Origin of the sequence: Shimia sediminis, from assembly GCF_003990645.1 — a bacterium.
Classification (GTDB): domain Bacteria; phylum Pseudomonadota; class Alphaproteobacteria; order Rhodobacterales; family Rhodobacteraceae; genus Shimia; species Shimia sediminis.
Genome location: NZ_RYZK01000003.1, coordinates 312,476 through 326,692 on the forward strand (window position 1 = coordinate 312,476; position 14,217 = coordinate 326,692).

The following is a 14,217-nucleotide window of genomic DNA, read 5'->3' on the forward strand; positions in this document are numbered from 1 at the left end:
GCGATCCCTTTTGTTTCCAAGGGTTTACGCTGTTGTTGTCACGGCCCGCTTAAACTGCCTAGGGGCGGGCCGCGCAGAAGTTGTCCGCGTCTTAGTGGCGGAAGTGGCGCATGCCGGTAAAGACCATGGCCAGGCCCGCCTCGTCAGCGGCTTTGATCACCTCGTCGTCGCGCATCGAACCACCGGGCTGGATCACGCATCTGCCGCCTGCGGCTGCGGCCTCCAGCAGACCGTCCGCAAATGGAAAGAACGCGTCCGAGGCCACGGCGCTGCCCTTGGCGGGGCTAGCGTCGAGACCCAGTTCATCCGCCATGCGCTGTGCCTTGGCCGCGGCCACGTTGGCGCTGTCGAGGCGGCTCATCTGGCCCGCGCCGACGCCGACGGTTGCGCCGTCCTTGACGTAGACAATGGCGTTCGATTTCACGTGCTTGGCCACTTTCCAGGCAAACAGCAGATCGGCCATTTCCTGCTCAGTCGGGGCCTTTTTGGTCACAACCTTCAGATCGTCAATCCCGACGTAACCCACGTCCTTGTCCTGCACCAACATGCCACCGGCGACCTGTTTGTACGCCATGATCGGCGCTTTCGGGTCGGGCAGGCCGTCGGTCAGCAACAGGCGCAGGTTCTTCTTGGCGGCAAAGATTTCCTTGGCTTCATCCGAGGCACCGGGGGCGATCACCACCTCGGTAAAGATCTCGACGATCTTCGACGCGGTTGCGGCGTCCAGCGGCTGGTTCAGCGCGACAATGCCCCCGAACGCGGATGTGCGGTCACAGTCGAACGCCTTTTGATAGGCCTCGGTCAGGGTTGCACCCACAGCGACGCCACAAGGGTTGGCGTGCTTGATGATGGCGCAGGCGGGGCCACCTGCCGGGTCAAACTCGGCCACCAGCTCAAAGGCCGCGTCGGTGTCGTTGATGTTGTTGTAGCTCAGCTCCTTGCCCTGCAGCTGCGTGGCCGTTGCCACACCCGGACGGTTCGAGCCGTCGGTGTAGAACGCCGCCTTCTGGTGGCTGTTCTCGCCATAGCGCAGGGTCTGTTTCAGCTCACCCGCCACGGCGCGGCGCTTGGGGGCCTCAAGCGACAGCTGATCCGCCATCCAGTTCGACACGGCAGCATCATAGGCGGCGGTGCGGGCATAAGCCTTTTGCGCCAGCTTGCGGCGGAACTTGGCGCAGGTCGCACCGTTGTGCTGGTCCATGTCGCCCAAAAGCTTGTCGTAATCCTCGACATCGACAATCACGTTCACAAAGGCGGCGTTCTTTGACGCGGCACGGATCATCGCGGGGCCGCCGATGTCGATGTTCTCGATGCAGGTGTCATAATCGGCCCCTGCCGCCACGGTGGCCTCGAACGGATAAAGGTTCACCACCAACAGGTCGATCGCGCCGATGCCATGTTCTTCCATCGCCGCGACATGGGTGTCATTGTCGCGCAGCGCCAGCAGGCCGCCGTGCACCTTGGGGTGCAGGGTTTTTACGCGGCCATCCATCATTTCCGGAAAGCCGGTGACCTCAGAGACGTCTTTCACGTCCAGCCCGGCGTCACGCATGGCTTTGGCGCTGCCTCCGGTGGACAAAAGCTCAACGCCGCGCGCGGCGAGCGCTTGGCCCAGTTCGATCAGTCCGGTCTTGTCGGAGACTGAGATCAGGGCGCGGCGGATGGGGGTCATTTCGGTCATAGGTTCGTTTGTCCCAGGGTCAGGTTGTTATATCCAGCTCATCCCGGTTCAAGTCTCGGATCGCCACCGCAGAATCCTGCGCTTTGGCCAGAGACCACCGGATGCGGGTCGCATACTCTATTGCGGCGCCAGATAGAACGATCTGTTTTGTCGCGCGCGGCTTTAAACGGTTCTTTTCCAGATAAACCGACGGTTCCAGGGCCATTTCTCCGCCACCACCCTGCCGGAAGATCCAGATTTCCCCGCTTTTCAGCGCAATTGAGACAGCCGTCCCGCCCAGATCGAGCGTCGCGTCGGCCTCTGGGTGCAGGTGAAAACGCAACTGATAGGGGATGCCTTGCAGGCTCTTGGCATCCATGGCGCGATCAAAGGTGCGTTTGGGGCGATCGTCCAGCGCCACAAGCAGGTCTTCGCCCACCATGCCGCGCCCGTCAAAGGTCAGTTCCAGCGTGCGCGCATGGGTCAGACCATGGGTCGCGACAAATCCGTTATGGCCCCCCTGAAAGCGCAGGCCATCGGGGGCCTGGGACATCTGGATTGGCACAGAGTCTGGGGCATCGACCAGTTGTTCATCGCGCCAGCCGCGCCCGCCTTCGCCAAGGCGCGCACTGGAGTAGCCGTCGAGGGCCAGCGTTGAATGGCTGGGGGTGGCACGGCCCGCGCGGCGCCATTCCTCGCCAAAACTGACGCCCGAGCCGCAGTTCACGATCAGGGGACGGCGTCCGCTGGTCAGCTCAAACGCCAGCGTTGACGCATGGGCGTTGATCGAGGCCGGCCCGGTGGGCGGTGGGCTGGCGTCAACAATGACGCTGGTGCGCCCCGCCGACAGCCGCGCATAGCCCATCGACAAGCCGTCGGCCTGACGGGTCTTGATCTGGCTTTCGGCCAGCGCATGATCCAGCCGCCCTTCGATGCCGCGCCCGCCGCCATGAAAACGCGCCAGCCCGCCGTCCGAATGGCGCAGGGTGCGCAGGGTGGGGGCGATGCGCTCAATCGCGGCGACATGGGCCGTTGCGGGCGCGCGCCCGGCTTCGGTCAGCGCGGCGGCGGCCCAGGTCAGCAGGGTAAAGACTTCGAGCAGCTCTTCGGGGTTGCGGGTCGGAATGCCACCCTGATCGCTGACCTGATCGCGGCATTCGCGCTCCAGCGCCTTGACGGCGGGATCGACGTGACCCTCCATGCCCTCCAGCGCCAGCCCGGCATAGATCAGCCCGGTCAGGGCCTCGAACCGGGGCAGGCCCGAGTTGGATTTCTGCCAGCGTCGCGACAGGAAAATCGTCTGCTGACCAAGCGAGCGATAAAACGCCTCGGATTGTGCGGATTCGCGCCCCCGCAGCAGGAAAATCGCATGGTTGATCCAGCGGATCAGACGACGCCCGGTCAGGTCCGGCGTCCAGCCTTCGCCCTGACCCCGGCCATAGCGGTCGATCCAGTGCCAGACCCAGTCCTGCGCCTTGTCGCGTGCGGGCATGTCCCCCACGGCGGCCAGATCATCGAGCCAGGCAAAGCCCTGCAGTTCCTGACCATAGACCGGGTCGGCCACCTTGATATCCCAGACCGACAGTTCCGGTGCGGTGACGAGGTGCCCTGCAAAGAGGTAATTGCCCGCCACCAGCTGACGCCCCCGCGCAAACGAGCCGATGGTGCGCGGTTCGGGCATCGAGGTAAAGCCGGTCGCAGGCCGCGCGCGCGCACTCCACCGCGCATGCACACGATGCATAAAGCGCGTCCAGCGCGCCTGAAACCCGTCGGGGTTGCTCATCTCTACTGCCTCTGCGCCTTGGTGGCTTTTTGCGAGATGATACATGCCGGTCGGCGCAAAGTCACCGATTGAATCGGCTGATACGCGCCGTTCGCTGAATCCTGCTGGTTGGGTTCGTTCCGAAGGGTTGAAGGCTTGATAGTACCCCAAGGCTACGGGTGCTGCGTGAGAGATTGGAGTTCGCAGTTGTCAGATTGGACAAAGGTTCATTCACACAACTTGCGTGACTAGGTAAGTGTACGTTCCATGAAGTAGACCTTGTCGCGCCACGCATCTGGAAACCCTGCAGGGTGCGGCATTGGGATGAAACCAGCTTTCTCATACATGTCGCGCGCATGCGCCAGAAAGGTTGCAGACGAGAAAAAGACTTTTGCGTACCCGTCGATAGTCATTTGCTCGAACATGCGATCGAGCAATTTGCGACCAAGACCTTGGCCACGACCATCTTCGCTGACGAACATTCTTTTGAACTCAGCGATGCCTGAGCTTGCTTCGCTATACATGACACACCCAGCGTCTTTTCCGTTCACTGATGCAATAAGAATGCCCCCTAGCGGTCGCTTATGCAGGTCAGGCAAATCATTCAGAGTTGCCTGGAAGCCAACAGGGTCCATAGGGTGGTTGTCGCCTCTGGGCCAATCGGATGGGTAGTTCTTCCAGTGCCATTCCAGCCATTCACGGCATAGCTCACGTGCAGCTTCAATGTCGTCTTTGTTGCTTGCGAGCCGAATAGCTATTTCTGTCATGCCAGCCACCTCCAAAAAGTAGCCTCAATGAAACCGGTCTTTGGGCCTACATGTCAATCGCGCTCGACCTAGAAGCCGACATTCGCACAACTGCAGTAATAGCCCGTAATGTCCTCGAAGCGGATATTGGGCCGGAATGTTCGACAGTCTCCCACCAGCCCCCTACTCTCCGTAAGGCACCCAAATATTCTTGACCTCAGTCCCAGCCTCAAGAAACGCCCGGCTATGGTCCGTGCCCCAATCCCGAGCCTTGCCATTGTTGACCCAAGTGCGCTTGAGATTACCCGCGCTGGCGCGTTCGATCTCAGCCGCGAGATCGGTCGAGGAGAAGCTCCACACCGCATCCACATCCAAGTGGCTGGCCAGTGTCGGTGCCAGTTCGGCGTGCGAACCGGTCAGGATATTCACAACGCCGCCCGGCACGTCCGAGGTCTCAAGGATCTGGTAGAAATCCGTCGCGGCCAGAGGGAAGGGCTCGGAGGCGGCCAGCACCACGCGGTTGCCCATGGCCAGCGCCGGGGCCATGACCGAGACGAGGCCCAGGAGCGGCGTTTCATCGGGGCAAAGCGCGCCGATCACGCCCACGGGTTCGCGCATTGCCAGTGCGACGCCGCGGATCGGCACGTTATGCGCCTGACCGTCGAACTTGTCGGCCCAGGCGGCGGCGCTGAACAGGCGGTCGATAGAGGCGTCCACCTCTTTACGCCCATTCCGCGCGCCGTTCAGCGCGTTGATGCGGGCGGCAAACTCATCCCCACGCGCCGAGAGGTTCTCTGCGATGTAGTAAAGAATCTGCGCGCGCAGGTGGCCGGTGGTCTTGCTCCAACCCTTGGCGGCTTGGGCCGCCTCAACCGCGTTGCGGATGTCCTTGCGATTGGCAATCGGGGCCTGCCCCAACAGCGCGCCGGATTTGCCATAGATGGTCTGCGCATAGCCACCATCGGGCCGCGCCTGTTTGCCACCGATATAAAGCTTCGGCGTGCGGTCCAGCGGATCACTGGGCCCCTTGTCACCTTTGAAGGCTGAAACCGGGGCCAGAGGTTTGGCGGCACCCTTGGGTTTGGTATAGGCCGACAGCCCCTCCCAACCGCCTTCGCGGCCAAAGCCGCTCTCGCGCATGCCGCCAAAACCGGCGGCGGCGTCGAACAGGTTGGTGGCATTGACCCAGACCACGCCCGCAACCAGTTTCGGCGCGATATCCAGCGCGAGGTTGACGTTCTCGGTCCACAGGCTCGCCGCGAGGCCATAGCGGGTGTTGTTGGCCAGCTCTACCGCCTCGCCCGGCGTGCGGAAGGTGGTCGAGACCAGCACGGGGCCAAAAATCTCGTCCTGCATCAGGCGCGAGGCCGGGGTCAGGCCGGTGATCAGGGTTGGCGGATAGAAGCAGCCCTCGACCGGCATGGTGACATTGGCGTGATAGGTTGTGCCTTCGGTGTTGCCCGCGACCATCTCGGTGATGGTCTGCAATTGCACCGGATCGACCACGGCACCGACGTCGATGCATTTGTCCAGCGGATCGCCCAGCCGCAAGCCATCCATGCGGGCGCGCAGTTTCTCATGGAACCGCTCGGCAATGCCTTCCTGCACCAAGAGCCGCGAACCTGCACAACAGACCTGCCCCTGATTGAACCAGATCGCATCGACCAAGCCTTCGATGGCGCTGTCGATATCGGCGTCGTCAAAGACGATATAGGGCGACTTGCCCCCCAGCTCGAGCGTCAACGACTTGCCCGAACCGGCAGTGGCCTGGCGGATACGCTTGCCCACCTCGGTCGAGCCGGTAAAGGCGATCTTGTCGATGCCCTCGTGGCCGACGATCATCTCGCCCACCGCCCCGTCACCGGTGACGATGTTCACCACGCCCTTGGGCAGGCCTGCCTGCTGGCAGATGTCGGCAAACAGGAGTGCGGTCAGAGAGGTATATTCCGCAGGCTTCAGCACCACGGTATTGCCCATCGCCAGCGCCGGCGCGACCTTCCACGCCAGCATCAACAGGGGGAAGTTCCACGGGATGATCTGGCCGCAGACGCCCAACGCCTGACGGCCCGGCAATTCTGCATCCATCAGCTGCGCCATGCCCGCGTGGTAATAGAAATGCCGGTGCACCAGCGGAATGTCGATGTCGCGGCTCTCGCGGATCGGCTTGCCGTTGTCCAGCGTTTCCAGCACGGCAAACAGGCGGCTGTGTTTCTGCACCAGTCGCGCGATGGCATAGAGGTATTTCGCCCGCGCGTGCCCGCCGAGTTTCTCCCATTTCCCTTGCGCCCGACGAGCGGCCGCCACGGCCGCGTCCACATCCCCGGCCGTGGCCTGCGAGAGGGTGGCGAGCGTTTCGCCATTGGCGGGGTTCTGGCTCTTGAAGCCATCGCCGGGCGCGGTAAAGCCGCCGTCGATAAAGTGACCAAACTTGGCCCCCTGATCCACGATCCAGGCGAGCGCGTCGCCTGCGGCTTCGGGGGCGGGGCCATAGTCCATGGTCTCAAAAATGTCTTTGACGGTCATTGTTCAGTACCCACATTTGAGTTGGGAAGTTTTGAGCTCACTGCTCACATAAAAGATGCGCACAAGCGACACAGGCTTGCCGAGGAACCACGCGTTCTGGTCGTTCTGCTCGGGCACGCCATAGGCAATGTACACCGAGGCATCGTCGACAAAGGTCATGCGACCCGGTTTGCCATCGACATAAGCCGCCGTGTACTCGGATTTGCCGTTGCTCCAGGTCAATCCGGTGTCCGCCACGCGCAGCGTGACCTCGCCCTTGTGACGCAGGCTGGCATTGCTCCACTCACCGCAGAACATCAGCTCCTGCGCCACCAGGCTGGCAGGAAGCGCCAAGGCGCCGCAGAGGGTCAGGAACAGGGTGCGCAGCATCGCGGCTCAGCCCATCGCGTGGCGATAGGTGGCGGAATAGGCGCCGGTCAGGTGGTGTTCCAGCTGGCGTTCGATGTCACCCAACAGCGACGACGCGCCAAAGCGGAACAGGTCGGGCTGCAGCCAGCGATGGCCCAGCTCGTCCTTCATCAGCGCCAGATAGGTCACCGCGTCCTTGGCCTTGGAAATCCCGCCCGCGGGTTTATAGCCCACCCGGTATCCCGTGCGCTCGTAATAGTCGCGGATCGCGCGGATCATCACCAACGACACGGGCAGGGTGGCGTTGACGCTTTCCTTGCCGGTGCTCGTCTTGATGAAATCCGCGCCCGCCATCATGCAGACGAGGCTGGCCCGCGCGACATTGCGCAGCGTGCCGAGTTCACCGGTGGCAAGGATGGCTTTCACATGGGCATCGCCACAGGCCTCGCGAAAGGCCTTCATCTCATCATACAACGCCTGCCAGTTGCCCTGCAGCACGTGGCGGCGGGTGATGACGATGTCGATCTCTTCCGCGCCCGCCTTGACGCTTTCGCGGATTTCCTCGACGCGCAAATGGAACGGCGACAGGCCCGCCGGAAAGCCGGTCGAGACGGCGGCCACGGGAATGCCCGAGCCTTTCAGCGCCTCAACAGCGGTGGGGATCATGTCGTGATAGACACAGATCGCGCCGGTGGTCAGACCCTCCATCCCCAGCGCCTGCAACATCTCGGCGCGCACCGGTTGGCGGCCCTTGGCACACAGGCGCCGTACGCGTCCCTCGGTGTCGTCCCCCGACAGCGTCGTCAGGTCGATGCAACTGATCGCCTTGAGCAGCCACGCGGCCTGATAGTCCTTCTTGACCGAGCGCCGTCCGGGCAGGGTCTTGGCCCGCCGTTCAATGGCCGAGGTATTGGCCTGCGCGCGGCGCACCCAGTCCAGATCCAGCTCCATGCCGGGATTGCGTGGCTCAACCGTCTGCGGCAGCTTCAGATCGTCAGATGTTGCTGTTTGGGTGTGCATTTCTCTCACCATCAAGAAAACAGACTCCACCGTGTCACGCCAAGCCCCGCATTTCAAGGCGATGCGTCGGGTCAACGGCCTGAAATTTGTCCAAATGGTCAATGCAATTGAGAACAATTCTCAATTGCATTGACTTTGTTGCGAATGGCTCTCATATTCAAATGCAACAAGACCGTAGGAGTGATTCCATGCGCCTGTCGCGCCGTGACTTCATCAAGACCACATTTGCCGGGGCTGCTGCGCTGGCGACGCCTGCGCTGGCGATGGATAAGCTGACCGTTGTGGCCACGACCGGCATGATTGCCGATGCGGTGCGCCACGTCGGTGGCGACTTTGTCGAGGTGCAGGGCCTGATGGGGGCGGGGGTTGACCCGCACGCCTATCGCCAGACCCGCACCGACATCGTTGCCATGACCCGCGCCGATCTGGTGCTGTGGCACGGTCTCTACCTCGAGGCGCAGATGCAAGAGTTCCTGCACAAGCTGGAATCGCGCGTCACCGTGCGCGCCGTGGCCGAGGGCCTGCCGCGCGAATTGCTGCGCGCCCATCCGGATTATCAGGACAAGTTCGATCCGCACGTCTGGATGGTGCCGTCGCTGTGGAAGCACTGTGTTGAAAACGTGCGCGACGCCATGATCGAGGTGCGCCCGGACATGTCCGGCACCTTTATCGCCAACACCTCGGCGTTTCTGGACGAACTGGATGCGTTGCAGGCCTATGCCGATACCGCCATTGCCACGGTGCCCGAGCAATCCCGAGTGCTGATCACCGCCCATGATGCGTTCAGCTATTTTGGCCGCGACTTTGGCTTTGAGGTGATGGGCATCCAGGGCATCTCGACCGAATCCGAGGCCGGCCTGAACCGCGTCGGCGCCCTGGTCGACCTGCTTGTGACGCGCAAAATCGGCGCGGTCTTTGTCGAAAGCTCGGTTTCGGACCGCTCGATCCGCGCGCTGACCGAAGGGGCTGCGGCAAAAGGCCATGATGTTATTATCGGCGGAGAGTTGTTCTCTGACGCCATGGGCCAGGAGGGCAGCTATGAAGGCACCTATCTGGGCATGATCGACCACAACGTGACCGTGATCGCAAATGCGCTGGGCGGCAAAGCCCCGGTGCGCGGCATGGCTGGCAAACTGTCAGCCGGGTTTTAAGGGAAGAGCAGGCAGCATGACACTGGAACTGGCAGCCAATCAGGGACAAGCCCCCGCCGCCGACGCGATCGAGACCAGCCCGCTGGCCATTCGCGGCATGACCGTGTCCTACGGCCAGAAACCCGTGGTCTTCTCGGTCGACATGACCGTCGTGCCCGGTGCCATGACCGCCATTGTCGGCCCCAATGGGGCAGGGAAATCGACGCTGTTGAAGGCCGCACTGGGCATTGTCAAACCGCTCTCGGGTCAGGTGATGGTAAATGGCAACGCGTTGGCCTCGCAGCGCCAGCGCATCGCCTATGTGCCGCAGCGCGCCAGCGTGGACTGGGATTTCCCGACCCGCGTGATCGACGTGGTGCTGATGGGTCTCTACCGCGAACTGGGCCTGTTGCGCCGCATCCGCCCGCACCACCGGGACAAGGCGATGGCCTGTCTGGAGCGTGTCGGCATGACCGAATTCGCAGAGCGTCAGATCGGCCAGTTGTCCGGCGGCCAGCAACAGCGAGTCTTTCTTGCCCGCGCCCTGGCGCAGGGGGCTGACCTCTATCTCTTGGACGAACCCTTTGCGGGCGTTGATGCCGCCACGGAAAAGGCCATCATCTCGGTCCTGAAATCCCTGCGTGACGAGGGCAAGACCGTTGTCGCCGTGCATCACGACCTTGCCACGGTGCCCGAGTATTTCGACCGCGTCTTCATGATCAACACCCGCAAGGTTGCCGAAGGCACCGTGGCCGAGGCCTTTACCGCCGACAATCTCGACAAGACCTATGGCGGGCGTCTGGTGACCGGCCAGATCGACCAGCTGGATCTGGCGGCGGGGTAGCCCGATGCTTTGGGACGCTTTGCTCCTCCAGCTTGGTTACAACGCCACGCTGGTGACAATCGGTGCCTGCTTTCTTGGCATCGCCGCGGGGGTGACCGGCACCTTTCTGTTCCTGCGAAAACGCGCGCTTGTCAGTGACGCGATCAGCCATGCCACCCTGCCGGGTGTGGCACTGGCCTTTATCGTTATGGTCAGCTTTGGCGGCGATGGGCGCAACCTGATCGGCCTGTTGCTGGGGTCGGCGGTCTCTGCCTGGATCGGCCTCCTCTGTGTCAGCTGGCTCACCCGCTACACCCGCCTGGCTGAAGACGCCGCCATTGGCGCGGTGCTCTCGGTGTTCTTCGGGTTCGGCATCGTGCTCTTGACCGTGATCCAGTCCATGTCCTCGGGGCGTGCCGCAGGGCTCGAAGGCTTTCTGCTGGGCTCAACCGCGGGCATGCTGTGGAGCGACGCCATGGTGATCCTTGTCGGCGGCGCAGCGACGCTGGCCCTGGTGCTCATGTTCCGCCGCCCGATGGGGATGGTGGCCTTTGACCCCGAGTTTGCCGCCGCCAACGGGCTGAACGTGGCGCGGATCGACCTGATGATCATGGGGCTGGCGATGGCGGTCACCGTTGTGGGTCTCAAGATCGTCGGCCTGATCCTGATTGTCGCCATGCTGATCATCCCGCCGGTCACCGCGCGGTTCTGGACCGAGCGCACCGACCGCGTGTCGCTGATCGCGGGCGCGGTAGGGGGGCTGTCGGGCTATCTCGGTGCCAGCCTCTCGGCGGCGGCCCCCAATGTGCCGACGGGGCCGATCATCGTTCTGGTCAGCTTTGCCTTTTTCGCGCTGGCCCTGTTCTTTGCCCCCAATCGCGGCGTGCTGGCCGCCGTGTTGCGACACCTGAAGTTCCAGCGCCGCGTGCATATGCGCCAGGGATTGCTGGCGCTGGCGCAGGGGCAACCGATCTATGAGAAACTCACCCTGCGCCTGCTGACGCGCGCAGGCCTTGCCCGCGCGGATGGCGTGGTGACCGAGACCGGGCGCGCCCGCGCCGCCAAGGCGCTGTGGGACGAGAAACGCTGGGAGATCGTCCGCGCCGATCAGGCGTTCGAAGGCGCCGCGGCGCTTTATGACGGGCTGCGCGAGCTGGAAACCATCCTGACCGCCGACCAGCTGACCGAGATCGACGCCCGCATCGCCCCCCCCACCGGAGTGCCCTCATGAGCGGCGAAGAGTTTGTCCCCCTCTCCCTGACCCCGCTGTTGATCGGCGTCTTTGCCGCCATCGCCTGCGCGCTGCCCGGCAATTTCCTGGTGCTGCGCAAACAGGCGCTGATTGGCGATGCCATCAGCCACGTGGTCCTGCCCGGCATTGTTGTCGCCTTTCTCATCACCGGCACCGTGGCCACATGGCCGATGATGTTCGGCGCGGCAGGGGCGGCGATTGTGGCGGTGGCCCTGATCGAGGCGATCCGCCGTCTGGGCCGGATCGAGCCGGGGGCAGCCATGGGCGTGGCGTTTACCTCGATGTTTGCCGCTGGGGTGCTGCTGTTGGAACAGTCCGACACCTCGACCGTGCATCTGGACGTGGAACACGCGCTTTATGGCAACCTGGAAAGCCTGATCTGGCTTGATGCCATGGGCTGGGAGAGCCTGTGGGACCCCGTCGCACTGGCCGGGTTGCCGCCCGAGCTGATCCGCATGGCCCTGACACTGGTCGCCGTCACCGCCTTTGTCTGGCTGTTCTGGCGGCCCCTGAAGATCTCGACCTTTGACGAAGGCTTTGCCCGCACCATGGGCATGCGCACCAATCTGTTGGGGCTGGCGCTGGTGGTGGTGGCGGCCATTGCTGCCGTGGCGGCCTTTGATGCGGTCGGGTCGATCATTGTCATCGCCATGTTCATTTGCCCCCCCGCAGCCGCACGACTGATGACCAACCGTCTGGAAATGCAGATCGTCTGGAGCGTGGTCTTTGCCATCGCCGCGGCGGTGCTGGGATACTTCGTGGCAGGTTTTGGCCCGCTCTGGCTGGGCTTTGGCAATGCGGTCAGCGCGGCGGGCATGATTGCGACGATGTCGGGGATGATCCTCGCGCTCACCGCGATCTTCGGACCCTGCCGCAAGCGCCTGGGCGCCCCGGCGGTCTAACATCCCTTTACGACGGCAAAGCCGCTTCGAAGCGGCTTGCACAAGCGCCTTCCAAGGCGCTTTCCCAAGCAAATTCGAATTTGCTTGCTCCAAAGGGTTTCGAAACCCTTTGTCCTATAGGTGCGCGTGTGCCCTGCGCCGACGCGGCGGCTTCTGCGCCACCACAACACCGGCAATCACGATCCCTGCGCCCAGCGCCTTGGACCAGCTCCAGCCATCCCCCAGCGCGAACATGATCAGCATCACGTAGAACGGCGCGACGTTGATATGGAACGACGCCACTGCCACGCCCAACCGCCCCACGCTGGCGATCCACATCACCTGGCTCAGCGCCATACCGGCAATGGCGTAAATCGCCAAAAGACCGATCTGCTCGGCGTCGATCACCCGCGTCGGCAGCACGTCCAGCCCCATCATGTGAGAGATCAACAGGGCGCCCGCCGTGAACACCAGCCCGCCAACCAGCGTGACGGTCGACCGGCCAACCTCGGACAGATGGCTATAGTCGCGCACCGTATAAAGGCTGCCGTAGACAAACAGGAAACACGAGAAAATCGCCGCCAGCGCCCCAAGACCCAGGCTGCCGACCGTGCCGCCGCCAATTGCAACGATGCCGCCAACCACCGAGGCCCCAAGCCCGATCAGGAAAGCCCAGGTCATGCGCCGCGTGCCATGTGCGACCTCGACAATGGCTGCCGCGACGGGGCAGGCCGAGGCAATGATGGCCACGGTCACCGCATCAGTCAGGCTCTGCGCCAGCAGCAACAGATAGGCCCCAAGCCCAAAGGTCAGCCCCCCGATCAGCGTGCCCCGTCCCCAACGCACGGTCATCAGCGCCTGAACGCCGTCGCGCATCACCCAGATGATCATCAGCAAGGCAACCGCAAAAGCAAACCGCGCCGCGATCAGCGCCAGCGGTGGCCAGCTTGCCAACAGGAATTCGGCCGCAGGAAATCCGCAGGCCCATGCCAGCATCGAGGCCATGCCCAGGGCATTGCCAGACACAACCTGACGAGTGCGCGCGCGGGCGTCAAAACCAGCGGCGTCGGGGCCTGTCACAGACATTCCCACACCTTTCAAAACGAATCAGAAACGGGCGCAAAATAGTCCCGATTGCCCGCGAGATTGGCGTGCGGACGGTGTTTGATCTGTTCCGTTTTCGACAGGATGTCGTATTCAGACTGAGGCCGGATTTTTGTGGAAAATAGACGCCAACCAACGTCAGAATCAGCTTGACGCCAAATCACGTCAGGCATACAGGGGCGCGAAAGGTGTTATGACATGCCCAAGTTTGCTGCCAATATCAGCATGCTCTTTACCGAGCTGCCGTTTCTGGATCGGATACCTGCCGCCAAGAAGGCAGGCTTCGATGCGGTGGAGATTCTGTTCCCCTACGACATCTCGGCCCGCGAGATCCGCGCCGCACTGCAAGGGGCCGATCTGCCGCTGGTGCTGATCAACACTCCGCCCCCCAACTGGACCGGCGGCGACCGCGGTTTTGCGGCCATCCCCGGCGGGCAGGATCGCTTTCGCCACGATTTCAAACGCGCGCTGCGCTATGCCGATGTGCTGGGGGCCGGGATCATCCACATCATGTCCGGCATCGCTGAGGGCGACGCGGCACGCGCCACCATGGTCGAGAACCTGTGCTGGGCGACGGATCACGCGCCGACCCAGAAGGTTACCATCGAACCGCTCAACACCACCGACATGCCCGGCTATTTCCTGAGCGACTTTGACCTGGCGGCAGGCATCCTTGACGAAGTCTCGGCCCCCAATCTCGCGCTCCAGTTCGATGCCTATCACGCCCATATGATCTCGGGCGACATGATGGCCCTGTGGCAGGCGCATGGTCACCGGGCCGGACATATCCAGATTGCAGGCGCGCCCGGGCGGCGTGAACCTCAGACCGGCGATATCGACTATCGCCAGTTCTTCGCGCAGCTCAAGGCCGGCCGTTATAGCGGCTATGTCAGTGGCGAATACAACCCTGCAGGCGAAACCTCCAAGGGGTTGCGTTGGCTTACTCTCGGCTGACGTCCCTTGCGGGC

At 63.0% G+C, this 14,217-nt stretch carries 12 protein-coding genes; 5 read left to right on the forward strand and 7 right to left on the reverse strand.

Annotation, left to right across the window (positions count from 1 at the left end):
- Positions 1-91: 91 nt before the first annotated feature.
- The 6 genes from purH to deoC form a co-directional block, all read right to left on the reverse strand.
- Positions 92-1,681 (reverse strand): bifunctional phosphoribosylaminoimidazolecarboxamide formyltransferase/IMP cyclohydrolase, encoded by a 1,590-nt coding sequence (gene purH / locus EK369_RS09500; RefSeq protein ID WP_127113869.1) that lies wholly within the window; start codon positions 1,679-1,681, stop codon positions 92-94.
- A 19-nt stretch (positions 1,682-1,700) separates the two neighbouring features.
- A complete protein-coding gene (locus EK369_RS09505; RefSeq protein ID WP_235871380.1) occupies positions 1,701-3,443 on the reverse strand; it encodes a heparinase II/III family protein in 1,743 nt (580 codons plus the stop codon).
- 227 nt (positions 3,444-3,670) lie between these two features.
- The gene (locus EK369_RS09510) at positions 3,671-4,189 is read right to left on the reverse strand and encodes a GNAT family N-acetyltransferase (protein ID WP_127113871.1); all 519 of its coding nucleotides are present in this window, start codon (positions 4,187-4,189) and stop codon (positions 3,671-3,673) included.
- Positions 4,190-4,351: 162 nt separating this feature from the next.
- Positions 4,352-6,691, reverse strand: a complete 2,340-nt coding sequence (locus EK369_RS09515; protein WP_127113873.1) for an aldehyde dehydrogenase family protein — start codon at positions 6,689-6,691, stop codon at positions 4,352-4,354.
- Between the two features lie 3 nt (positions 6,692-6,694).
- Positions 6,695-7,060, reverse strand: coding sequence for a hypothetical protein (locus EK369_RS09520; protein WP_127113875.1), 366 nt, complete (start codon positions 7,058-7,060; stop codon positions 6,695-6,697).
- Between the two features lie 6 nt (positions 7,061-7,066).
- On the reverse strand, positions 7,067-8,059 hold the full coding sequence (deoC, locus tag EK369_RS09525; RefSeq protein WP_127113877.1) for a deoxyribose-phosphate aldolase: 993 nt from the start codon (positions 8,057-8,059) through the stop codon (positions 7,067-7,069).
- A gap of 188 nt (positions 8,060-8,247) precedes the next feature.
- On the opposite strand from deoC, the gene EK369_RS09530 reads away from it, so the two are divergent.
- Genes EK369_RS09530 through EK369_RS09545 form a run of 4 tightly spaced genes read left to right on the forward strand, consistent with a single transcriptional unit; the run spans position 8,248 to position 12,166 of the window.
- A complete protein-coding gene (locus tag EK369_RS09530) occupies positions 8,248-9,210 on the forward strand; it encodes a metal ABC transporter solute-binding protein, Zn/Mn family (RefSeq protein ID WP_127113879.1) in 963 nt (320 codons plus the stop codon).
- Between the two features lie 16 nt (positions 9,211-9,226).
- Entirely contained in the window at positions 9,227-10,033 is an 807-nt protein-coding gene (locus EK369_RS09535; protein ID WP_127113881.1) for a metal ABC transporter ATP-binding protein, read from the forward strand.
- 4 nt (positions 10,034-10,037) lie between these two features.
- Positions 10,038-11,243, forward strand: a complete 1,206-nt coding sequence (locus EK369_RS09540; RefSeq protein WP_127113883.1) for a metal ABC transporter permease — start codon at positions 10,038-10,040, stop codon at positions 11,241-11,243.
- A complete protein-coding gene (locus EK369_RS09545; protein ID WP_127113885.1) occupies positions 11,240-12,166 on the forward strand; it encodes a metal ABC transporter permease in 927 nt (308 codons plus the stop codon). Before EK369_RS09540 ends, EK369_RS09545 begins: the two co-directional genes overlap by 4 nt.
- 114 nt (positions 12,167-12,280) lie before the next feature.
- Here the strand turns inward: EK369_RS09545 and EK369_RS09550 are convergent, their stop codons facing one another.
- Positions 12,281-13,231 carry a DMT family transporter gene (locus EK369_RS09550; protein ID WP_127113887.1) on the reverse strand — a complete coding sequence of 317 codons (951 nt, stop codon included), beginning with the start codon at positions 13,229-13,231 and terminating at the stop codon, positions 12,281-12,283.
- A 216-nt stretch (positions 13,232-13,447) separates the two neighbouring features.
- Between EK369_RS09550 and EK369_RS09555 the strand changes: the two genes are divergently transcribed.
- Positions 13,448-14,203: a hydroxypyruvate isomerase family protein gene (locus EK369_RS09555; RefSeq protein WP_127113889.1), complete on the forward strand. Its 756-nt coding sequence runs from the start codon at positions 13,448-13,450 to the stop codon at positions 14,201-14,203.
- The last annotated feature ends 14 nt before the right edge of the window (positions 14,204-14,217 follow it).